20 protein-coding genes are annotated in these 20,812 nt (G+C 63.5%); 14 read left to right on the top strand and 6 right to left on the bottom strand.

Features of this window, described 5'->3' with window-relative positions; genetic code table 11:
• Window positions 1-171 precede the first annotated feature (171 nt).
• The 5 genes from SE92_RS18095 to SE92_RS18075 all read left to right on the top strand — a co-directional run bounded on the left by SE92_RS18095 (window position 172) and on the right by SE92_RS18075 (window position 4,434).
• Window positions 172-1,308: an epoxide hydrolase family protein gene (locus SE92_RS18095; RefSeq protein ID WP_063197119.1), complete on the top strand. Its 1,137-nt coding sequence runs from the start codon at window positions 172-174 to the stop codon at window positions 1,306-1,308.
• A 131-nt stretch (window positions 1,309-1,439) separates the two neighbouring features.
• Window positions 1,440-3,050, top strand: a complete 1,611-nt coding sequence (locus SE92_RS18090) for an acyl-CoA synthetase (protein WP_063197117.1) — start codon at window positions 1,440-1,442, stop codon at window positions 3,048-3,050.
• Window positions 3,051-3,076: 26 nt separating this feature from the next.
• Window positions 3,077-3,544, top strand: coding sequence for a MarR family winged helix-turn-helix transcriptional regulator (locus tag SE92_RS18085; RefSeq protein WP_063197115.1), 468 nt, complete (start codon window positions 3,077-3,079; stop codon window positions 3,542-3,544).
• Window positions 3,545-3,625: 81 nt separating this feature from the next.
• Window positions 3,626-3,994, top strand: coding sequence for a nuclear transport factor 2 family protein (locus SE92_RS18080; protein WP_063197113.1), 369 nt, complete (start codon window positions 3,626-3,628; stop codon window positions 3,992-3,994).
• A 2-nt stretch (window positions 3,995-3,996) separates the two neighbouring features.
• Window positions 3,997-4,434: a hypothetical protein gene (locus SE92_RS18075; protein WP_063197111.1), complete on the top strand. Its 438-nt coding sequence runs from the start codon at window positions 3,997-3,999 to the stop codon at window positions 4,432-4,434.
• Here the strand turns inward: SE92_RS18075 and SE92_RS18070 are convergent.
• The gene (locus SE92_RS18070) at window positions 4,431-6,662 is read right to left on the bottom strand and encodes an ATP-binding protein (RefSeq protein ID WP_063197109.1); all 2,232 of its coding nucleotides are present in this window, start codon (window positions 6,660-6,662) and stop codon (window positions 4,431-4,433) included. The two genes, SE92_RS18075 and SE92_RS18070, sit on opposite strands and share 4 nt — an antisense overlap.
• Window positions 6,663-6,921: 259 nt before the next feature.
• Between SE92_RS18070 and SE92_RS18065 the strand changes: the two genes are divergently transcribed.
• Window positions 6,922-7,698 (top strand): DUF2189 domain-containing protein, encoded by a 777-nt coding sequence (locus tag SE92_RS18065; RefSeq protein ID WP_063203610.1) that lies wholly within the window; start codon window positions 6,922-6,924, stop codon window positions 7,696-7,698.
• A 110-nt stretch (window positions 7,699-7,808) separates the two neighbouring features.
• Here SE92_RS18065 and SE92_RS18060 read toward each other — a convergent pair whose 3' ends face one another.
• The 3 genes from SE92_RS18060 to SE92_RS18050 are packed head-to-tail and all read right to left on the bottom strand — an operon-like array spanning window position 7,809 to window position 9,095.
• The gene (locus SE92_RS18060) at window positions 7,809-8,321 is read right to left on the bottom strand and encodes an SRPBCC family protein (RefSeq protein ID WP_063197107.1); all 513 of its coding nucleotides are present in this window, start codon (window positions 8,319-8,321) and stop codon (window positions 7,809-7,811) included.
• Window positions 8,318-8,788 (bottom strand): SRPBCC family protein, encoded by a 471-nt coding sequence (locus tag SE92_RS18055; RefSeq protein ID WP_063197105.1) that lies wholly within the window; start codon window positions 8,786-8,788, stop codon window positions 8,318-8,320. The genes SE92_RS18060 and SE92_RS18055 overlap by 4 nt, the downstream gene beginning before the upstream one ends.
• Entirely contained in the window at window positions 8,781-9,095 is a 315-nt protein-coding gene (locus tag SE92_RS18050) for an ArsR/SmtB family transcription factor (protein WP_063197103.1), read from the bottom strand. Before SE92_RS18050 ends, SE92_RS18055 begins: the two co-directional genes overlap by 8 nt.
• Window positions 9,096-9,211: 116 nt before the next feature.
• Between SE92_RS18050 and SE92_RS18045 the strand changes: the two genes are divergently transcribed.
• The 3 genes from SE92_RS18045 to SE92_RS18035 all read left to right on the top strand — a co-directional run bounded on the left by SE92_RS18045 (window position 9,212) and on the right by SE92_RS18035 (window position 12,417).
• Entirely contained in the window at window positions 9,212-10,660 is a 1,449-nt protein-coding gene (locus SE92_RS18045; protein ID WP_063197101.1) for an LVIVD repeat-containing protein, read from the top strand.
• Window positions 10,661-10,728: 68 nt separating this feature from the next.
• Complete coding sequence (locus SE92_RS18040; RefSeq protein WP_084251841.1) at window positions 10,729-11,349, top strand: LysE family translocator; 621 nt, start codon at window positions 10,729-10,731, stop codon at window positions 11,347-11,349.
• Between the two features lie 84 nt (window positions 11,350-11,433).
• Complete coding sequence (locus SE92_RS18035) at window positions 11,434-12,417, top strand: DUF3592 domain-containing protein (protein WP_063203608.1); 984 nt, start codon at window positions 11,434-11,436, stop codon at window positions 12,415-12,417.
• Here SE92_RS18035 and SE92_RS18030 read toward each other — a convergent pair.
• The gene (locus SE92_RS18030; protein ID WP_502686765.1) at window positions 12,414-13,208 is read right to left on the bottom strand and encodes an N-formylglutamate amidohydrolase; all 795 of its coding nucleotides are present in this window, start codon (window positions 13,206-13,208) and stop codon (window positions 12,414-12,416) included. The two genes, SE92_RS18035 and SE92_RS18030, sit on opposite strands and share 4 nt — an antisense overlap.
• 75 nt (window positions 13,209-13,283) lie before the next feature.
• Here SE92_RS18030 and SE92_RS18025 point away from each other — a divergent pair, with 75 nt between their 5' ends.
• Complete coding sequence (locus SE92_RS18025) at window positions 13,284-13,682, top strand: gamma-glutamylcyclotransferase family protein (RefSeq protein ID WP_063197097.1); 399 nt, start codon at window positions 13,284-13,286, stop codon at window positions 13,680-13,682.
• Here SE92_RS18025 and SE92_RS18020 read toward each other — a convergent pair.
• On the bottom strand, window positions 13,679-14,242 hold the full coding sequence (locus tag SE92_RS18020) for a chlorite dismutase family protein (protein ID WP_063197095.1): 564 nt from the start codon (window positions 14,240-14,242) through the stop codon (window positions 13,679-13,681). The two genes, SE92_RS18025 and SE92_RS18020, sit on opposite strands and share 4 nt — an antisense overlap.
• A 161-nt stretch (window positions 14,243-14,403) precedes the next feature.
• On the opposite strand from SE92_RS18020, the gene dnaG reads away from it, so the two are divergent.
• The 4 genes from dnaG (at window position 14,404) to SE92_RS18005 (ending at window position 20,787) form a co-directional block, all read left to right on the top strand.
• Window positions 14,404-16,428 carry a DNA primase gene (dnaG, locus tag SE92_RS18015; RefSeq protein WP_063197093.1) on the top strand — a complete coding sequence of 675 codons (2,025 nt, stop codon included), beginning with the start codon at window positions 14,404-14,406 and terminating at the stop codon, window positions 16,426-16,428.
• Between the two features lie 377 nt (window positions 16,429-16,805).
• Window positions 16,806-18,959, top strand: coding sequence for an RNA polymerase sigma factor RpoD (gene rpoD / locus SE92_RS18010; RefSeq protein WP_063197091.1), 2,154 nt, complete (start codon window positions 16,806-16,808; stop codon window positions 18,957-18,959).
• 180 nt (window positions 18,960-19,139) lie between these two features.
• Entirely contained in the window at window positions 19,140-19,787 is a 648-nt protein-coding gene (locus SE92_RS35065; protein ID WP_157095539.1) for a 3'-5' exoribonuclease domain-containing protein, read from the top strand.
• Window positions 19,771-20,787 (top strand): hypothetical protein, encoded by a 1,017-nt coding sequence (locus SE92_RS18005; protein ID WP_063197089.1) that lies wholly within the window; start codon window positions 19,771-19,773, stop codon window positions 20,785-20,787. Before SE92_RS35065 ends, SE92_RS18005 begins: the two co-directional genes overlap by 17 nt.
• Window positions 20,788-20,812: the final 25 nt, after the last annotated feature.

Below are 20,812 nucleotides of genomic sequence, written 5' to 3'. Positions count from 1 at the left end.
TGATCTCGCCACTCGGGCGGCGCTTCCTTGGAGAGACTGTCACCCCACCTCGGTTCGCATTGCGCTTCGCTCCATGCGAGCCGATCCTCCCCCTCCAGGGGAGGATGGGCACCTTTGATGCTGCGCCAGTCCGGTCTACTCTTACCGACAGAAACAATCGGGAGGCAACCGATGACCGCCGTCAAACCGTTCCGCATCGCCATCAGCGACGACATCCTCGCCGACCTCAAATCGCGTCTTGCGCGCACGCGCTGGCCGGAGGCGGAGCTGGTCGACGACTGGAGCCAGGGCGCGCCGCTGAAGTGGATCCAGGAGGTCTGTGCCTACTGGGCGAACGAGTACGACTGGCGGGCGCGCGAGGCCAAGCTCAACCGCTTCGAACAGTTCACCACCGAGATCGACGGGCTCGACATCCACTTCATCCACGCCCGCTCGAAGGAGCCGAACGCGCTGCCGCTGATCATCACCCATGGCTGGCCGGGCTCGATCGTGGAATTCCAGAAAGTGATCGCGCCGCTGACCGATCCCGCCGCGCATGGCGGCAGTCCCGCCGATGCATTTCACGTGATCTGTCCCTCGCTGCCGGGCTTCGGCTTCTCCGCCAAGCCGAAAACCACCGGCTGGGGCGTCGACCGCATCGCCGCGACTTGGGCGAAGCTGATGGAGCGGCTCGGCTATGCCAGCTACGGTGCGCAAGGCGGCGACTGGGGTTCGGCGGTGACGACGTCGCTCGGCGCGCAGGACCCGGCGCATTGCGCCGGCATCCACATCACCCTGTCCTTCAACTCGCCGCCGCGCATCGAGGGCGAGCCGACGGCGGAGGAGAAGCGGGCGCTCGCCGGCCTCAAGCATTATGTCGATCTCGACTCCGGCTATTCCAAGCAGCAGTCGACGCGGCCGCAGACGCTCGGCTATGGCCTGACGGATTCGCCGAGCGGGCAGGCGGCCTGGATCCTGGAAAAATTCTGGGCCTGGACCGATTGCAACGGCCACCCCGAGAACATCTTCAGCAAGGACGAACTGCTCGACAACGTCATGCTCTATTGGGCGACGGAGACGGCGACCTCTTCGGCGCGGCTCTACTGGGAAAGTTTTGGCAAGCGCCGCACCACGCCTGTCGTCAAGGTGCCGACGGGCGTGGCCGCCTTCCCCAAGGAGATCATCACGCCGGTGCGGCGCTGGATGGAGCCGAACTTTCCCAACATCATGCATTGGAGCGAGATGGAGAAGGGCGGCCACTTTGCGGCGTTCGAGCAGCCGGAGCTATTCGTGCGCGATGTCCGCAAGTTCTTCGCGACGGTGCGGTGAACGACCTCCATCGTCATGCCCGGGCTTGTCCCGGGCATCCACGGCCTTAGACTGGAGACGAGACAAGAAGAACGTGGATGGCCGGGACAAGCCCGGCCATGACGGCAAGAGCACGGAAACGAACCAAGCCCATGCTGACCGAAGCCAAGACCTACGACGAACTCGTCCGCAATTTCCGCTGGGACATCCCCGACCGCTTCAACATGGCGGAGGCGTGCTGCGACCGCCATGCTGACGGCACGGGCCGGCTCGCGCTGATCTATGTCGACGAGAATGGTGCGACCAGCCGCACCTCCTTCGACGAGGTCGCTGAGATGTCGCGCCGCTTTGCCAATGTGCTGAAGGCGGATGGACTTGCGCGCGGCGACCGCGTCGCGGTGTTCCTGTCGCAATCGCTGGAATTGCCGATCGCGCATATGGCGGCGTTCCGCTCCGGGATGATCTCGATCCCGCTGTTCGCGCTGTTCGGCGAGGACGCACTGGAATTCCGCCTGTCGAACTCCGAGGCCAAGGCCATCATCACCGACGAGGGCGGTTGGGAGAAGCTCGCCAAGATCCGCGATCGCCTGCCGCAACTGAAGATGGTCTATGTCGTCGGCGGCCGCGCGCCGTCGGGCACGACATCGTTCTGGGACGCGGTGAAGGCCGCGTCACCCGACTTCGCGCGCGTGGACACCTCGTGCGACGATCCCGCGCTGATCATTTACACCTCGGGCACGACAGGCAATCCGAAGGGCGCGCTGCATGCGCACCGCGTCGTGCTCGGCCATCTGCCGAATGTCGAGATATGTCACAACTTCCTGCCCAGGCCCGGCGACCTCATGTGGACGCCGGCGGACTGGGCCTGGATCGGCGGCCTCGTCAACGGCCTGCTCGCGTTCTGGTACCACGGCATCCCGCTGGTCGGCCACCGCGCGCGAAAATTCGAGCCGCAGGCGGCGATGCAGATGATGGCCGATCTCGGAATCCGCAACGTCTTCCTGCCGCCGACCGCGCTGAAGCTGATGCGGCAGGCCGGCGTGAAGCATCCAGGCGTCAAGCTGCGCAGCATCTTCACCGGCGGTGAATCGCTCGGCGGCGAACTGCTCGGCTGGGTGCGCGAGACTTTCGGCATCGACGCGCATGAGGTGTTCGGCCAGACCGAGTGCAATCTCGTGATCGGCAGCAACTCCAATCTGTTTCCGATCCGCCCGGGTTCGATGGGCAAGGCAACGCCGGGCTTCGACGTCCGTATCGTCAACGACAAGGGCGAGGAATTGCCGCGTGGCCAGCGCGGCATCATCGGCGTGCGCCAGCCGTGCCCTGTCACCATGCTCGAATATTGGCGCAATCCGGAAGCGACAGCGAAGAAATATGCCGGCGAGTTCCTGCTCACCGGCGATCTCGGCGTGCAGGACGAAGACGGCTATTTCTGGTACGTCAGCCGCGAGGACGACGTTATCACCACCGCCGGCTATCGCGTCGGCCCGTCCGAGATCGAGCACACGCTGATGAAGCATCCCTCGGTGGCCATGGCCGCCGTGGTCGGCATCCCCGATCCGATCCGCACCGAATCCATCAAGGCCTGGATCGTGCTGCGCCCCGGCTTCACGGGCAGCGATGTGCTGGCACGCGAGATTCAGGAGTTCGTCAAGGTGCAGCTGGCCGCCCACGAATATCCGCGCTTCGTCGCATTCGCCGAGACGCTGCCGATGACGGCGACGGGCAAGGTGCTGCGGCGCGAGCTGCGGGCCAAAGGCTGACTTCTTTCAAGGGCTGACGTCCGACAATGGCAAAGACTTCTCAAGCCGCGGGGCTTCACCGCGCCTCGCTCGACAAGCTGCACGATCTCGATGCGGCGCTCGAGCTGATGTATTACGGCTGGCGCGGCATGACGCTGGAGGCCGACGCCTATCTTGCGAAGCAGGGCCTGTCGCGCCCGCATCATCGCATCCTCTACGTGGTGGCGCGCCGGCCCGATATCGCGATCGGCGCGCTGCTCGAGGTTCTCGGCATCTCCAAACAAGCCTTGAGCCGGCCGCTGAATCTGCTGCTCGAGCGCAAGCTCGTGACCTCGAAGCGCTCGCCCGAGCAGCATCGCTCGAAATTGCTGCGCCTGACTGCCGCCGGGCAGCGCATCGAGCAGCGCGCCTCCGACCACGAACGCAACGTCATGCGCCAGGCCTTCGATCGCGCCGGGGTCTCGGGTGCGGCGGCATGGATGGCCGTCATGGAGGCGATCGCCGACCACAACTGACACATTCTCAAGTCAATCTAGTTGACATGAGCAGCCAGCTTTGCCACTTTCCTCGCTAATGAGCGAGGGGAGGGCCGTGTCATGAGCGGACAGGCAATGAATCGTGCGGCCGCGGAACCCTTTGTCGCGACATGGTGCGCGAGCTGGCGCAAGGTCGATATCGACGCCGTTGTGGCGCATTTTGCCGAGAACGCGCAGATGCGCAGTCCTCTGGCGTTGACGCTGACCGGTTCTCCGGTCGTGACCGGCGCCGAGAACATCCGCGCCTATTGGCGGAAAGCCTATGGCCACATCGAAAGCGCCGACCTCAAGATCCTGAGCTGGAGCTGGGACGATACGATCGCGCGGCTGGTCGTGTGGTGGCAGCTCGGCGACACCCGCGCCAGCGAGTTCATGGATTTCGACGATGCCGGCCGCGTCGTTCGCAGCGAAGCCTTCTACGGGAAATGACCATGCGCCCAACGGATATCGTCCTGCTTCTCAACACGCTCTGGTTCGTCGGCGCCTTCATCCAGTTCAGCATCGCGCAAACCAACACGCTGAAGATCCTGCTGCCGCGGGAAGAGCGCAGCAATCCGATCGCGCCGACGCTGGCGGCCAGCGTTGCGTTCCTTGGTGGAATGAACCTGCCGATCGGGCTGTTGTCGCTCTATCTGCTGGCCGCGCGTCCAGCCTTCTTCCAGCCGGTCGAGGCGCAGCTCGCGCTGTTGCTGTTTTTCTCCGCCTGCCATTTCAGCCAATTCGTCTACAACGTCCCCGTGCTGATGCGCGGCGGCCGGGTCGGAGTCGCCTACTGGCCGGTGCTGAAAGGTCCGATGCTCCGGATCTTCGTCATCGACGCGGGCCTGTTCGCGGCCAATCTCGCCGTGGCGCTTCAGCTCGCGATCTAGCGCGACGGTTCCGAGAGCGCGGCCCGCAGCATGGCGGCAAGATCCTTGCGCCGGAACGGCTTGGTCAGAATGCGGGCCTCGCCGATCCCGTCGGGTGTCCTCACGGGATCCTGGCTATAGCCGGAGGTGAAGAGCACCTTGAGCCCGGGGCGCAGCTCGCATGCTTGTCTCGCCAGCTCAGGCCCGAACATGCCGCCGGGCATCACGACGTCGGTGAACAGCAACTGGATGTCGCCGGGCTGGCGCAGTACGTTCAGCGCTGCAGGGCCGTTCGACGTCGCGACGACCCGGTAGCCGAGCGCCATGAGCTCGTTCTCGACATAGGCTCGCACCATGTCGTCGTCTTCGACGAGGAGAATGGTCTCGTGTCCGGCCTGTGTGACGGTTTGCGCCGCCAGCGGCGGATCCGCGCTCGGCGGCGTTGCGAGACGGGGAAAGAACAGTTTGACGACGCTGCCTCGTCCCGGTTCGGACTGCATCTGCACGAGCCCGCCGGATTGCTGTGCAAAGCCGTAGACCATGCTGAGGCCGAGGCCGGTCCCCTTGCCGACTTCCTTGGTCGTGAAGAAAGGCTCGAAGGCGCGGCTCGCCACTTCGGAGCTCATGCCGCTGCCGGTATCGGTCACGGCGACCATGACGTAGTCGCCGGGCCGCGGCTCGCCGTTGACATCGAGGTCGGATTCACCGAGTGAGCTGTTATGGATCTCGACCGTCAGCTTGCCGCCGTCCGGCATCGCGTCGCGCGCGTTGAGCACCAGGTTGAGCACGGCCGTCGTCAGCTGGCCGGGATCGACGCTGGCCGGCCACAGATCCGGTTCGAACGCGAAGCGGCACTCGATGTGCTCGCCCAGGGTTCGACGCAAGAGCTGCTCCATGCCGAGAACCTTCTCGGCAATGTCGATCTCTCGCGGCCGGAGCGGCTGCTTGCGCGCGAAGGCGAGCAGGCTCTTGGTCAGGTCGGAACCGCGCTCGGCGGCGGTCGCGATGTCGCCGGCGATCCGGTGCAATTCCTTGTTTCCCGCCAGCCTGTCGGCAAGATGCTCCGAATTGCCGAGAATGACGGTCAACAGATTGTTGAAATCATGCGCCACGCCTCCGGTGAGCTGGCCCATGGCTTCCATCTTCTGGGATTGGCTGAGCTTGTGGCTGAGATCGGCGATCGCGGCGCGCTGCTGCTCGAGCGACTCGGCCGTGCTGTTGAGCAGCGTCATCAATCCGCCGAGCTCACCGCCCGGATGGGGCTCGGGAATGCGCGCGCTGAGATCGCCGCGCCCGAGTCTCTTGGCCATGACGGCGAGCCGCCTGACCTGTCGCCCGATGCTCACGGTCGTGAGAATCCATAAGCCGGCGAGCAGCAGCAGCGAGGCCACCGCGAGAATCGCCATGTCCTCGTAAAGCCGGCGGTTGGCCGCCGCGACCAATTCGTCCTTGGATCGTCCGACCAGGATGGTGAGGCCAGCCTTGCGGATCGAGGGCGAGCGGGAGACGCCCCAGATCTGGGTGCGGCCTTCGCGGTCGGTGACCTCCCGAAATGGCTCGCCATCGGGCACGGCCGCGAAGCGGAACAGGTCGGAGCCCGCAATGGACCCGCCGACGGGCACGCTCCAGCCGCCGCCCTTGGGGGCGGCCAGCACCGTACCCTTGGCGTCGACGAGCAGGATGTCCTTCTCGGCGAGCAGGCGCTTGTCGTGAAACTCCGCGAATTTGTTCAGGTTGAAGGACGCGAGCAACACGAACTTGAGCGCGCCCCCATCCGTTCGCACGGGGTAGGCGATCTGGAGCACCGACAGTCCGGTGAGGCGGCCGAACACCGGCTCGACTGCGACGACCCCTTGAAGATTCTTGACCTCTTTGAAATAGCCGCGGTCGTTCAGGTCGAGCGTGCGGTTGGTCCGCAGCGAGTCACAGAACAGGTGGCCGTCGGGATCGATGGTCAGGATGCCCGTGAACTGCGGATATTCCTCGCGGACGTCCGACAGGAACGCCGAGCACGCCGCCTTGTCCCGCGTGTCGAGGTCCCGGGCGCGGGCGAGACCATAATGAAGCTGAGCGGTGCCCTGGATCTTCTCGTCGAGATCGCTGGCGATGTCGTCGGCGGATGCGGCCAGATTGGCCAAGGCCGCGTTGATTTCGCTGGACCTGTTCTGCACGAAGCGCAGCCCGACGAGGCTCGCCGGCACCAGCATGGCCGCGATGACGAGGATCAGTAACCGGGTACGCAGGCTCATCGGTGGGGCGGTCCGCTCTGGTCATCGCGTGTGTATGTTCGAAGGTAAAACTTGCTGACTATCGTCTGCCCAGTCCACAGGAATTCGCTCGAAAATCGCACAGAACATTAAAGAATTCGAGCCGCCTCGCGACCGCCAAGAGGCGTCGTCGTCGCTCTTGTCCAATATCCGGCATCGAGTTGCGCCCGCGCGCGGCGGCGTTACTATCGTGGTCAATCCGCGCGCGACGCAAGATCGCGCCGATCTGTGGAGGAAGCTGATGTCCATCTCGGGCAAGGTCGATCCGGTGGTCCGTCCGGTCGCGGCGACCGATATCGCCGAGGCGCTGGTCGAGGGCCTACGCGATTTCCAGGCGCTGCCGCTTTACGGCCTCTGCTTCGGCGCGCTCTATGCCGCCGGCGGCATCGCCATCATGCTGTGCCTCACCGCCTACGGCATGGTCTATCTGGTTTATCCCCTGGCGGCAGGCTTCGCGCTGATCGGGCCGTTCGTGGCGATCGGCCTCTACGAGGTCAGCCGCCGCCGCGAGCGCGGCGAGCCGGTTTCCTTCGGCGCGATCTGGTCCGCCGTGCGCTCGCGCAGCGAGATCGGCTGGATGGCATTCGTCACGCTGTTCGTGTTCGTGGTCTGGATGTACCAGGTGCGGCTCCTGATCGCACTGCTGCTCGGCCTCAACGCCTCCTTCTCCAGCCTGCAGGAATTCATGACGGTCGTGCTCACGACCAACGAGGGCCTGCTGTTTCTCGGCATCGGCAACGTCGTCGGCGCCGTGCTGTCGCTGATCCTGTTCTCGCTGACCGTGGTGTCGTTTCCGCTGCTGCTCGACCGTGAGGTCGATTTCGTCACGGCGATGGTGACGAGCGTGCGCGCGGTGGTGACGAGCCCGCTGCCGATGATCTCGTGGGCCGCCGTGATCGTGATGCTTCTGATCGTCTCGGCGCTGCCCTATTTTCTCGGACTGATCGTGACGTTGCCGGTGCTCGGCCACGCGACGTGGCATCTCTACCGGCGGCTGGTGGCGCCTGTGCCCGCCTAGTCGTCATTCCGGGGCGCCCGAAGGGCGAGCCCGGAATCCATTCATCCACCAACCCTGCTGCGAGATGGATTCCGGGCTCGCGCTACGCGCGCCCCGGAATGACTCCGCACCTACGGCGTCTTGATCCCCATCGCCTTCAGCGCTTCCAGCATCTTCGCCGGCGGTGACATCTTGATCTGCGGCGCCTTGCCTGTCTCCAGCAGGCTCTTCAATCCGGAGAGGATCGCCGGCCAGCCGGTGCGGCCGCCGGAAAGGATGTCGTCGTTGAGCGCGCGGTCGTGGCGTTCGCTCATGGTGAGGCGGACGGCCTCCCCGGCTGTCTCGATCTCGTAGGTGACGAGCGTGGAGCCGAGCTTTTCCACGAGGTCGGGCCAATTGACGTTCCAACTCACCGTGAGCTTGTTCGGCGGATCGTATTCGAACACCTCGCCTCGGATGTGCTCGGAGCCGTCGGGCGCGCGCACGATGAAACGGCCGCCGAGCTTCGGCTCCATCTCGACCGCAAAGCCGGAGAAATACTTTCGGCTGAACTCCGCCGAGGTCAGCGCCTCCCACACCTTCTCGGGCGTGGAGGCGATATAGATGGTGTAGACCGTGAGCGGCTTGAATTGATCGAGCTTCATTTTGCGTCGAATCCCTTGTTGAGCGCCGTGCGCGGGATGGCGAGCACCTGGCCTCGCTCCAGCAAGCTCTTGAGCCCGGACAGGATCGCGGGCCAGCCGTTGGAGACGGCGCCGAGATATTTGCCGCCCTCGACGAAGCCGTCATGCAACACGGTCAAACGCACGAGCGAGCCGAACGGTTCGATGGTGAACACGACGCGCGAGACCGGCTCGCTGCGCAGCTCCTCGAACTTGTGGTGCTTGAAGCTGTAGGACAATCGCCGCGGTGGATCGGATTCCAGGATCTCGCCGGAATCGGTGACCTCGCCGTCGAGCAGAAGCGCGAAGGGCGACCCGAGCTTCCAGTCGGAGCGAACCTCGGCGCCGAACCAGTATTGCCTGGTGAATGCGCTTGACGTCAGCGCCTCCCACAGCTTCTCCGGCGTGGTTTCGATGTAGGTGACATAGACGAATTCCGGCTTACTCATCGCGCTTCTCCAACTGCCGTTTCAACTCGCCGAGTGCGGCGAGCCTGCCGCGCTCGAATTTCTTGATCCAGCGCTCGCCGATCTGATGGATGGGCACCGGGTTGAGGTAGTGCAGCTTCTCGCGGCCGTGTTTGATGGTGGTGACGAGGTTGGCTTCTTCGAGAATGACAAGGTGCTTGGTGACGGCCTGCCGCGTCATGGCCAGACCCTCGCAGAGCTCGTTCAGCGTCTGGCCGTTCCTGGTGTGAAGCCGGTCCAAGAGCGAGCGTCGCGAAGCATCGGCGAGCGCTTTGAAGACCTCATCCATGGCAGCGATAATAGGCAACCAAATGGTTGCATGTCAAGATGGTGTGTTGGGCACACGCATTCGGCTGTGTTAGCGTCAAGGCTCAGCCAACGCAGATTGGTTCCGGGAGGACCTTCATGCTCCGTCGCGTGTCACTTGCTGCCGCCCTTGTTCTTTTCGTTGGCAGCACCGCCGCTCACGCGCAGAAGCAAACCATCGGCGCGCCGCCCGAAGCGTCCAACATGAAGCTCGTCGGCACCAGCGACCTGCAGGCCCGCAGCGCCTATCAGCCGACCATCCATCACCAGGGCGATCGCTGGATCGCCTATATCGGCCATCACGGCGGCACCGACGACGTGCCCGCGCCCGTCAACCCGATGACGGGCAAGGCCGAGCCGAACGGAACCTCGATCGTCGACGTCACCGATCCCGCACGGCCTAGGTATCTGCGGCATCTGCCGGGGCAGGAGGGCAGGTACGAATCCGGCGGCGCGCAGATGGTGCGGGTCTGCGACGGCAAGGCGTTGCCAAAGGGCGATCCCAACGCGGTCTACATGCTCAGGACTTTCGGCAGCGAGGCGCATGAGATCTGGAACGTCAGCGATCCCGCGAGTCCGGTGCTCATCACGCGCATTGGCGGCCTGAAGGACACGCACAAGAGCTGGTGGGAGTGCGACACCGGCATCGCCTATCTCGTCTCGGGCGCGCCGGACTGGCGCACCCGCCGTATGACGCAAGTCTACGATCTCTCCGATCCCGCGCGTCCGCAGAAGATCCGCGATTTCGGCCTGCCGGGTCAGGAGCCCGGCTCGACTGGCGCGGTACCGACCGAGCTGCACGGACCGATCTCGACCGGGCCCGACGGCAACCGCGTCTATTTCGGCTACGGCACCAACAAGGGCGGCATCTTGCAGATCGTCGACCGCGACAAGCTCCTGAACGGGCCGAAGCAGCCGACGCCGGACAATCTGCGCTATCCCGAGATTTCGCGCCTGCCGATGTCCGCCTTCAACGGCGCGCACACCACGTTCCCGATGCTCGACATGCCCATCGCCGAATTTGCCGAGGACAAGGACGGCAAGACCCGCGACATCGTCATGATCCTGAATGAAGCGATCCTCAACGAATGCGGCGAGGCCCGGCAGATGGTGTGGTTTGCCGACGTCACCACCGAGACGCGGCCGATGATGATCTCGAGCTACACCGTGCCGGAGGCGAGCGGCCAGTTCTGCCAGCGCGGCGGCCGCTTCGGCGCGCACTCCTCGAACGAGAGCACGGCGCCGGTCTATTACAAGAAGATGGCCTTCATCGCCTTCTTCAATGCCGGCGTGCGCGCGCTCGACATCCGCGATCCCTATCATCCCAAGGAGGTCGGCCATTTCATTCCGTCGATCACGGCCGCGACCGACAAGCGCTGCATCCCGATCGAAGGCGGCGAGCGCTGCAAGGTCGCGATCCAGACCAACAATGTGGAGACCGACGACCGCGGCTACATCTACATCGTCGACCGCGCCAATACCGGCCTGCATATCCTCGAGCTGACCGGAGCGGCGCGCGCGGCTGCGGGCTTGCCGAAGAATGGATGAGCGAGCTTCCGTTCCCGCCCGCGCCATGTATTAATACATCCAGATCGCCCTGAGACCGAGTCCCTCCCATGATGTCCATGCAAGCCTATCTCGCCTTCCTCGCCGCCTGCATTGCGCTGGCGCTGCTGCCGGGGCCGATCGTCACTCTCGTCATCGCCAACGGCCTGCGCCACGGCACGCGGGCAGCGCTCACCAACGTGGCCGGTGCGCAAGCCGGGCTTGCCATCGTCATCGGCATCGTCGCGATCGGCCTGACCTCGCTGATGGCGACCATGGGCTATTGGTTCGACTGGGTGCGCTTTGCCGGCGCCGCTTACCTCGTCTGGCTCGGCATCAAGCTGATCTGGGCGCCGGTCGAGGGCGTCTCGGTCGACACACCGCCTCCGCCGCCGCGCGGCGGGTTCTTCCTGCAAGGGTTTTTGGTGCTGCTGTCGAACCCGAAAGTGCTGGTGTTCTTCGGCGCCTTCATCCCGCAATTCATGGACATGAATCAGCCGCACTTCCCGCAAGTTGCGCTCTTGGGTGCGACCTTCATGGTCACCGCCGTGATGACGGACGCGCTCTACGCCATCGCCGCAGGCCGCGCGCGAAAATTCTTCTCGGCCCGCCGCACCCGGATGATGTCCCGCATCTCCGGCGGCTTCATGATCGGCGGCGGCATCTGGCTGGCGCTGACAAGGGCGAAATAATCCTGCTCCCAGCCGGTTCGGCTTGAACCCTTCGCGGCGGCAAAGCGTCCAATCGGGCATTTGCCGCTGCCGAAGGGTTTTGACGTGCCGAATTTACCGCCGCTGGTTTACGCGATGCTGCTTGCGCCGCTCGCGCTCATCCTGATTGCCGCCATCGTCAAGACCTGGCAGGTGCGCGAGGCACGAAGTTGGCCGCAGGCCGCGGGCAAGGTCATCACGTCGGTGGCCGAGGTGCGCGAGGTCAAGGTGTCCGACGACGACCGCGAGGACGGCTATCGCACGGAGAACCGCAATTTCGCGAATGTCACTTACGAATATTCCGTCGGCGGCCGCAAGCTGCGCTGCAATCGCATCTCGATCGGCGAGGACCTCGGCAATTTCCAGGTCGCCGAGAAGCTGGCGAAATATCCCGCCGGCAGCATCGTCACCGTCTACTACAATCCGAAACATCCGGATCAGGCGGTGCTGGAGCGCGACCTGCCGAAGGGGTTGTGGGGCTGCCTCGGCGTCGGCTCGGCGATCGTGCTCGCGATCATCTTCGGCTCGGTCTTCGGGCTGAACCAGAGCTATCAATATCTCGCGCACCACATTGGCCGTCCGGATCTTGCCGGCCTCGTCGTCGCCTTCGGCGCGTTCGGTCTCGTGATCGCGCTGATGGCCTGGGCGGTGCGGCGGCAGGCCTCGATGGCGACGCGCTGGCCGGTCGTGCCGGGCACGATCAAGCTGTCCGCAATCGAGGAGTATCACGAGGCGAGCCAGCCCGGCGAGGCACGCGGCCTCGAGATGTTCGGCAAGCGCGTGACCTACACCTATCGCTATCAGAACATCAGCTACACCAACGAATGCGCCCGCGTCGCAGCCGAAACGCCTGACGCTTCCGACGCAATGCTGAAGAAGCTGATGTCGCGCTACCAGGACGGCGCCGTCGTCGACGTTCGCGTCAATCCCGACAATCCGGCGGAAGCAACGCTCGACGCGCGCGGCGACGGCCGCATGGCCTACGTGCTGTGGGGCATTGCCGCGATCTTCGCTGCGCTGGCGCTGTTCGTCGCAACGCGCGGCGGCTAACCGGCCCGCAGCTCCGCCTCGATCTCCGCGAAAATCCTTGCCAGCCGCTCGGCCCATTGCTGCTGGCCCGTGTGGTCCGCGATGAGATCCTGCCGAATCTCGATGCCGGTGTTGACGAGGCCGCGGGCCTCGCCGTGGACGGGAATGGTGTAGTCGGTGAGGTCGTTCACCGCATAGGGCTCGTTGTCGCCGACGACGAGGTCGCCTTCGCCGCGCAGATGCTTCAGCAGCAGCTGCGGCAGCACGGTGTCGCGATTGTAGAGCGCGCCGATGTGCCAGGGGCGCGCGACGCCGGCATAGACAGGCGTGAAACTGTGCAGCGACACCAGCACGGTCGGCCGCTTGGCATGCACGCGGCCGTCGATCGCGGCAGCGATGCGATCATGATAGGGCAGGAAGATCTCGCGTCGCCGCGCCTCGCGCTCCCATTGCGAAATCCCTTCGTTGCCCGGGATCGCGGTGGCTTCGGAGATGACCGGGATCGAACTTGCCGCTTCGGGCGGACGGTTGCAGTCGATCACGAGCCGCGAATAACGCTGCGCGATCAGATGCGCATCCAGCATTTGTGCCAGCCGCTCGGCGACGCCGGCGATGCCGATGTCCCAGCCGATGTGCCTGACCAGCTCGCTTTGGGCGACGCCGAGATCGCCGAGCGCGCGGGGCAGCACCCGCCCGTAATGATCCGAGGTGAGCAGGAAGGGCGATCGTCCTTCCGCATTCACCTCGTGCACGGGCGGAATGTCGTCGGCGCCGAGCAGTTGATCGGTCGCCTCGGCCGTACGCTGGTCCATCCTCATTGCCTCTGAAACGATAATTTGTGTAAACGGAGTAACGATATTGCACCGACGTCGCAACGTTAGAACAGCATGACCTCCGATCGCCTCTTCGTCTACGGCACCCTGATGCGCGGCTTCGACCATCCGATGGCGCGGCTGCTGGCAGGGCATGCGGATTTTTTGGGCGAAGCGACCTGCCGCGGCCGGCTCGTTCTGGTCAAGCATTATCCGGGATTGCTGCTGTCGGAGGCAGTATCCGACATCGTCCACGGCGAGCTCTTTCAGATGCGCGTGCCGGACGAGCTGCTGGGCGAGCTCGACATGTACGAGGCGTGCGGCGAGGGCTTTCCCGAGCCGACCGAATATCTGCGCCGGCTGGTCGACGTGACGCGCGCCGACGGCGCCATCGAGAAGGCCTGGACCTATGTCTACAACTGGCCCGTCACCGGCCTGCCGCATATCGAGTCCGGGCGCTTTCTGCAGCACTAAGCCGACAGCACTTCCTTCACCACGCGCACGTCGACTTCGTGCTCGACGTAACTCCATTCCTCGGTCCGCCTCAGCATCGCGACCAGCTCCTCGAACAGCGAGGCGTGTGCGGGCGCGAATTCGAACCAGGTGAGGAAGTCGAAGGGCTCGCCGAGGTCGCGGCAATGATAGAGCTGGCGCGCGATGGCGGGCAGGTAGCGCATGCTGCTCGCAATGTGGTGCGATCTGTCCTCGAAGATCTTGCGGCGCTCTTCCTGCGTCAGCTCCCACCAGGCCGCCGATTTGCGGATCGGGATCAGCGCCGCAGAGGTTGCCTCAGGTCGGCCGAGCCCCGCCTGCACGGCTGTGAGCTGCTGCTTCTCCGCCCGCTCGGTGTAGCGCAGGCTGCTGGCGACGCCGACCAGCCGCCACGCATTGCGCGAGGGCACCAGCGGCAACGAGACGGCCTCGCTGTCGGTCACCGACAGCGCCGGTACGAAGGGCAGGGGCTCGCCGGTCACGGGTGCGACCGAGGTCACCCGCCAGCCCCCGCTCTGGCCGCCTCGAAACGTCCTGAACATGGCCCATGGAAGCGTGGAACCGGGCGCGGTTCAAGCTTTCCGTCGAAACTTTCACCTGTGAATAGCCGGGAGAAGCCACACATGCTTCGTATTTCCCGGGGCCGTCCCTATATGCCTATCCGGTTGGCCATAACGTCCGACTCAGCCCAGAAATCAGCATAATGCGCTTCACGCCCCAATTCCTCGACGAGCTTCGTGCCCGGCTTTCGGTCTCCGAGGTCGTGGCCAAGCGCGTGAAGTTGAAGAAGGCGGGGCGGGAGTGGAAGGGGCTGTCGCCGTTCCAGCAGGAAAAGACGCCGTCCTTCTACGTCAACGACCAGAAGGGCTTTTACCACGACTTCTCCTCCGGCAAGCACGGCGACATCATCTCATTCGTGATGGAGACCGACGGCCTGCCGTTCGCGGAGGCCGTGGAGCGGCTCGCCAGCATGGCCGGCCTGGCGCTGCCGGCGGTGACGCCGGATGCGGCGCGGCAGGAGCAGCGCCGCCGCACGCTGCATGACGTCATGGATCTCGCCGCGACCTATTTCGCGGAGACGCTGGCCTCGCGCGTCGGCGCGAAAGCGCGCGGCTATCTCGCCGACCGCGCCATCTCGCCGGCGACGCAATTGCAGTTCCGCCTCGGCTATGCCTCGCCCGATCGCTTCGCGCTGAAGGAGCATCTCGGCAAGCTTGGAATCTCCGTCGAGGACATGGTCGAGACCGGGCTTCTGGTGGCGGGCGACGACATTCCCGTGCCCTACGACCGCTTCCGCGATCGCGTGATGTTTCCGATCACGGATTTGCGCGGCCGCGTCATCGCCTTCGGCGGGCGCGCGCTGGACAAGGACGTCGCTGCAAAATACCTGAACTCGCCGGAGACGCCGCTCTTCCACAAGGGCGACAATCTCTACAACCACCAGACCGCGCGCAAGGCGACGCATGACGGCGCATCGCTGATCGTGGTCGAAGGCTATGTCGACGTCATCGCCATGGTCACGACAGGTTTTCCCGGCGCCGTCGCGCCGCTCGGCACCGCGCTCACCGAAAACCAGCTCGCGCTGCTCTGGAAGATGGCGGACGAGCCGATCCTCTGCTTCGACGGCGACCGCGCCGGCCAGAAGGCGGCTTATCGTGCGGCCGATCTCGCGCTGCCCTTCCTCGCACCCGGAAAGAGCCTTCGTTTCGCGCTGCTGCCGGAGGGACAGGATCCGGACGATCTCGCGCGCTCCGGCGGCCGCGGCGCGATCGAGGAGGTGATCGGCGCGGCCCGCCCGCTCGCCGACATGATCTGGTCGCGCGAGCTCGAAGGCGGCAACTTTGCGACGCCCGAGCGCCGCGCTGCGCTGGAAGCGCGCATCAAGGAGCTGACCAACGGCATCCGCGACGAGGTGGTGCGGCGCTATTACCGCGACGAATTCGTCGAGCGGCTGCAGCGCGCCTTTGCGCCGGAGGGCGGGCGCGGCGGCTTCGGCGGCCGGGGCAATTTCCGCCAGGGTGGCGGCGGCCGCCAATTTCAGCCCCGCGGCGGGGCGGGCGCGAATCGATTCGGCGGTCAGGGATTCGGGAGCCAGGGCTTCGGAGGGCGGCGCGGTGCGCCCGGCCCCACCCCGTTACCGTCGGGTCCCTACCAGGCGGCTAGCCCCCAGCTGGCAGCGAGCCCGATCATGCGCGGCCAGCGCAGTGCCATCTCCCGCCGGGAGGCCCTGATCCTGCAAAGCCTGATCAACCACCCCTGGCTGCTGCACGACCATCTCGAGGAGGTCGCGGCCCTGGAGCTGGCCCATCCCGAGGCCCACAAGCTCCGGGCCGGCATCATCGCGGCTTTCGCCAACGACCATCACCATTCGCCAGACCCCGGCGAGCTCGCCGAGAAGATGCGCAGCGACCTCGAAAAAGGCGGATTTTCACAGCTTCTTCAACGGGTTGAGGGCGGGATCACCACCGCGGCGGTGTGGGGCGCCCGCGAAGGCGCGGCAAGGGACGATGTCCTCGCCACCTGGCATCAGCTGGTTGCCTTGCATCGGCAATACCATTCACTACTTAGAGAACTGAAAGACGCCGAGCTGGCCTTGGGGGAGGATCCCAGCGAGGCCAATTTGGCGTGGCTGCGTGACGTCAAGGCGCGTCTGGCCGAGGTCGACGGCACCGAAGCCCTGATCGAGGGTTTTGGCGAGCTGTCGGGCCGGTTCCAGAAGAGCATGTGATGAAAGAATCATGCGGACGGCCGGGCTAGGTACCGCTAAAAGACTCGCCAAATCCTGGGTTTGGCGGCAAAAACAGGGTTAATCGAGGCTTAACGGTCTTGTAGCACTTTGGCCCAGAGGCGGCCGCAGGCAGAACAGACGCGTCAGGAATGAATCCGCGCAATCGCTGTTGGCACTACACCTGCATCCGCTGCGACAAAGAGGCTGACGAAGCGTTAGGCAATTCCGGCGAGAGAGAGTTGGGGGTGGCGAGAGACATGCGCGCCGCCCTTTCTGTGTCGAGAACTGTCGAAGCGAGAGCGTCGAGCAACAGGTTCAAGTGATTTCACGCAAGGCGCGAAAAAGCGCCCCGCATGAAGCGCGTTTAGGAGCAATGGATGGCCACCAAGGCAAAGACGCTGCAGGCGAAGGACAAGGAAAAAGACGACAAGGCAGCGGATGCTCCGGAGAAGGATTCCCAGGACGCGCCCTCGCCGTTGCTCGATCTGTCCGACGCGGCCGTGAAGAAGATGATCAAGCAGGCCAAGAAGCGCGGCTTCGTGACCTTCGATCAGCTCAACGAAGTCTTGCCGTCCGATCAGACCTCGCCCGAACAGATCGAGGACATCATGTCGATGCTCTCGGACATGGGCATCAACGTCACCGAAGCCGACGATAGCGAAGGCGAGGAAGAAAAGGACGAGGGCGGCGAGGACGAGACCGACAACGAGCTCGTCGAAGTCACCCAGAAGGCCGTCACCGAGGTCAAGAAGAGCGAGCCCGGCGAGCGCACCGACGATCCCGTGCGCATGTATCTGCGTGAGATGGGCACGGTCGAGCTGCTGTCCCGCGAAGGCGAAATCGCCATCGCCAAGCGCATCGAGGCCGGCCGCGAGGCGATGATCGCAGGGCTGTGCGAAAGCCCGCTGACCTTCCAGGCCATCATCATCTGGCGCGACGAGCTCAACGAAGGCAAGATCTTCCTCCGCGACATCATCGATCTCGAAGCCACCTATGCCGGTCCTGACGCCAAGGCCGGCATGAACAACGCGATGATATCAGGCCCCACCGGCGAGAACGGCGAAGCTCCGGCCGAGGGCCAGGCCGCTGCAGTCGGTGCGCCCGCGCATGTCGCGCCGCCCGCTGCTCCCCCGTCGCCGACCCCGTTCCGCGCCGCGCAGCCTGCCGCCGGCGGGCAGGGTGGCGAAGAGAAGGATCCGGGCGAGACCGCCGCCGAAGCCGACATGGACGAGGACGACGAGTTCGAGAACCAGATGTCTCTGGCGGCGATCGAGGCCGAGCTCAAGCCGAAGGTCGTCGAGATCTTCGACAAGATCGCCGAGAGCTACAAGAAGCTGCGCAAGCTGCAAGAGCAGGACATCCAGAACCAGCTCGAGAGCACCTCGCATGGTCCCTCGCTGTCGCCGCACCAGGAGCGCAAGTACCGCAAGCTCAAGGACGAGATCATCGTCGAGGTGAAGTCGCTGCGCCTCAACCAGGCGCGTATCGATTCACTGGTCGAGCAGCTCTACGACATCAATAAGCGCCTCGTCTCGCATGAGGGCCGCCTGATGCGTCTCGCCGACAGCCACGGCGTCGCGCGCGAAGACTTCCTGCGCAACTACACCGGCTCGGAGCTCGATCCGCGCTGGCTCAACCGCGTCTCGAAACTCTCGGCCAAGGGCTGGAAGAACTTCGTCCACCACGAGAAGGACCGCATCAAGGACCTGCGTCACGAGGTGCATCAGCTCGCCGCGCTGACCGGCCTCGAGATCGTCGAGTTCCGCAAGATCGTGCACTCCGTGCAGAAGGGCGAGCGCGAAGCGCGCCAGGCCAAGAAGGAGATGGTGGAAGCCAACCTCCGTCTCGTGATCTCGATCGCCAAGAAGTACACCAACCGCGGCCTGCAGTTCCTCGACCTGATCCAGGAAGGCAACATCGGCCTGATGAAGGCGGTCGACAAGTTCGAGTACCGCCGCGGCTACAAGTTCTCGACCTACGCCACGTGGTGGATCCGGCAGGCGATCACGCGTTCGATCGCCGACCAGGCCCGCACCATCCGCATCCCCGTGCACATGATCGAGACGATCAACAAGATCGTGCGCACGAGCCGCCAGATGCTCAACGAGATCGGCCGCGAGCCGACCCCGGAAGAGCTCGCCGAGAAGCTCGGCATGCCCTTGGAGAAAGTGCGAAAAGTCCTCAAAATCGCCAAGGAGCCGTTGTCGCTGGAGACGCCGGTCGGTGACGAAGAGGATTCGCATCTCGGCGATTTCATCGAGGACAAGAACGCGATCTTGCCCATCGACGCCGCGATCCAGTCCAATCTGCGCGAGACCACCACGCGCGTGCTGGCCTCGCTCACGCCGCGCGAAGAACGCGTCCTGCGCATGCGCTTCGGCATCGGCATGAACACCGACCACACGCTGGAAGAAGTCGGCCAGCAGTTCTCGGTGACGCGCGAGCGTATTCGTCAGATCGAGGCGAAGGCGCTAAGGAAGCTGAAGCATCCGTCGCGAAGCCGGAAGCTGCGGAGCTTCTTGGATAACTAGCGCTGGTTGTTGCCCTCGGGTCCGCCCGAGGGCTGCTGGCATTCTATCCTTGAGCCGAATTGCAGTGGATTGCGATTCAATTTGGAAGATATTCGGCTAAACTACGGTTGGAGTGCTTTGCGACGCTATCAGCGGAACTGTTGACCTGAAGAATGTCCGCTAAGGGGATTAGAGTTTTCTATGCTTATAGGCACACCTAAACTCGGTGCTTGGCACGATGAGCGGCTGGAAGGAGCCACGTCTGATCTGTATTTCTCTGCTGACGTTGAGACTGACGGTCCAATCCCCGGCCCATATTCAATCTTGTCGTTCGCAATAGTCTACGCTGGCTCTTTTGATGGGCGAAATTTTTCGCGCCCTCAAAATTATGATGAAGTCTTTTATCGTGAACTGAAGCCGATCTCCGACTCCTTCGAGAAGGAAGCTTTGGACGTTAATGGACTAGATCGAGCTCGTTTATGCGTTGAGGGAGCAGCACCCCAAGAGGCCATGACCGAAGCCTTTGGCTGGATCACAAAGAACGCAAACGGCGCCCGGCCAGTACTCGTTGCCTATCCACTGAGCTTTGATTGGACATGGCTCTATTGGTATTTTGTTCAGTTCTGTAAGGCTGGTTCGCCATTCGATTATTCTCGTTGTTTCGACATAAAGACCGCATTTGCTGTTAAGGCTGGAGTACCGATCTCGCGGGCCGGCCGCTCAAAGCTCGACCCGTCTTTATCGTCCAAGCGGCAGCATACGCATCATGCAATCGACGATGCGATCGAACAGGCAGAGATATTTGCGAATATATTTGAGTGGAAGGGTGCTTATGAGCGAGCTCGCTAGGCGTCGCGACTTCTCCTCCAGTGTTATCGATAAGCTTCGCGCCAACTTTGCAGGTGCGGCTAAATTCGCCTCCGGGAAAGCGTGCGTCTATGCGACCGGCTCGTTCGGACGTTGCGAAGCAAGTGAATTCAGCGATCTCGACCTCTTCATCGCAGGAAGGAGCGAGCGGATTGCTCGCTCTGATGGCTCTGGCGAAGATTTTGGACAGAAGAACCTTCTGAATCACCTCGACGAAATCTGCGTCCAGGCCGAGCTCATAGAACGGTCTCGAGAGATGGGCTTCCCGGAATTTTCGGGTGATGGGCGATATTTGGACCATCATTCGGTGTACGAGTTCACCAATACCCTGGGAACCGAGAAAGACGACGTTGCCAATACGTTTACTGCTCGCCTCCTCCTTCTTTTAGAAAGCAAGCCGCTTGTAGAAGACGCGGTTTATGAAGAGATCGTTCAAAGTGTGATCAACAGCTACTGGAGGGACTATCAAGGCCATCAGGCTGAATTCATGCCTGCGTTCTTGGCCAACGACATATTGAGAATTTGGCGGACTTTTTGTGTGAACTATGAGGCTCGCACGAAGCGAGAGCCTGAGGACAAGAAGGCGGGCGGAAAACTCAAGAACTATAAATTAAAGCATAGCAGACTACTGACTTGCTATTCGGCTCTGCTCTATCTTCTTACGATTTACAACTCGAAGAAATCAGTCACGCCAGCGGACGCGCTGGATATGACGAAGCTAACGCCAACTGGAAGGCTTGAATGGCTTCGAGGTCGTCCTGAGCTGAAGGATGCCAATCCAACCATCAACAAACTCTTGGAACAGTACAATCGCTTCCTAGAGACAACCAACGGTCAAGAAGCCGACCTAATCCAGCGATTTATGAATAAGGAAGATAGTCACTCATACATGGCGGCAGCTTCGGAGTTTGGCGACACCATGTTCGAGGCACTCGCCACAATCGGCAAAGGTAGTCGCTTCTATAGATTGCTTGTGGTGTAAGAACAGCTCGGCCTAGCCTTACTTC

Source organism: Bradyrhizobium sp. AT1, assembly GCF_001590795.1.
GTDB lineage: Bacteria > Pseudomonadota > Alphaproteobacteria > Rhizobiales > Xanthobacteraceae > Bradyrhizobium.
This window is presented reverse-complemented; position numbering and strand designations above follow the sequence as displayed.

Coding starts and splice junctions, on each gene's coding strand:
- SE92_RS18095 (WP_063197119.1), top strand. CDS start 172: ATGACCGCCGTCAAACCGTTCCGCATCGCCATCAGCGACGACATCCTC.
- SE92_RS18090 (WP_063197117.1), top strand. CDS start 1,440: ATGCTGACCGAAGCCAAGACCTACGACGAACTCGTCCGCAATTTCCGC.
- SE92_RS18085 (WP_063197115.1), top strand. CDS start 3,077: ATGGCAAAGACTTCTCAAGCCGCGGGGCTTCACCGCGCCTCGCTCGAC.
- SE92_RS18080 (WP_063197113.1), top strand. CDS start 3,626: ATGAGCGGACAGGCAATGAATCGTGCGGCCGCGGAACCCTTTGTCGCG.
- SE92_RS18075 (WP_063197111.1), top strand. CDS start 3,997: ATGCGCCCAACGGATATCGTCCTGCTTCTCAACACGCTCTGGTTCGTC.
- SE92_RS18070 (WP_063197109.1), bottom strand. CDS start 6,662: ATGAGCCTGCGTACCCGGTTACTGATCCTCGTCATCGCGGCCATGCTG.
- SE92_RS18065 (WP_063203610.1), top strand. CDS start 6,922: ATGTCCATCTCGGGCAAGGTCGATCCGGTGGTCCGTCCGGTCGCGGCG.
- SE92_RS18060 (WP_063197107.1), bottom strand. CDS start 8,321: ATGAAGCTCGATCAATTCAAGCCGCTCACGGTCTACACCATCTATATC.
- SE92_RS18055 (WP_063197105.1), bottom strand. CDS start 8,788: ATGAGTAAGCCGGAATTCGTCTATGTCACCTACATCGAAACCACGCCG.
- SE92_RS18050 (WP_063197103.1), bottom strand. CDS start 9,095: ATGGATGAGGTCTTCAAAGCGCTCGCCGATGCTTCGCGACGCTCGCTC.
- SE92_RS18045 (WP_063197101.1), top strand. CDS start 9,212: ATGCTCCGTCGCGTGTCACTTGCTGCCGCCCTTGTTCTTTTCGTTGGC.
- SE92_RS18040 (WP_084251841.1), top strand. CDS start 10,729: ATGATGTCCATGCAAGCCTATCTCGCCTTCCTCGCCGCCTGCATTGCG.
- SE92_RS18030 (WP_502686765.1), bottom strand. CDS start 13,208: ATGGACCAGCGTACGGCCGAGGCGACCGATCAACTGCTCGGCGCCGAC.
- SE92_RS18025 (WP_063197097.1), top strand. CDS start 13,284: ATGACCTCCGATCGCCTCTTCGTCTACGGCACCCTGATGCGCGGCTTC.
- SE92_RS18020 (WP_063197095.1), bottom strand. CDS start 14,242: ATGTTCAGGACGTTTCGAGGCGGCCAGAGCGGGGGCTGGCGGGTGACC.
- dnaG (WP_063197093.1), top strand. CDS start 14,404: ATGCGCTTCACGCCCCAATTCCTCGACGAGCTTCGTGCCCGGCTTTCG.
- rpoD (WP_063197091.1), top strand. CDS start 16,806: ATGGCCACCAAGGCAAAGACGCTGCAGGCGAAGGACAAGGAAAAAGAC.
- SE92_RS35065 (WP_157095539.1), top strand. CDS start 19,140: ATGCTTATAGGCACACCTAAACTCGGTGCTTGGCACGATGAGCGGCTG.
- SE92_RS18005 (WP_063197089.1), top strand. CDS start 19,771: ATGAGCGAGCTCGCTAGGCGTCGCGACTTCTCCTCCAGTGTTATCGAT.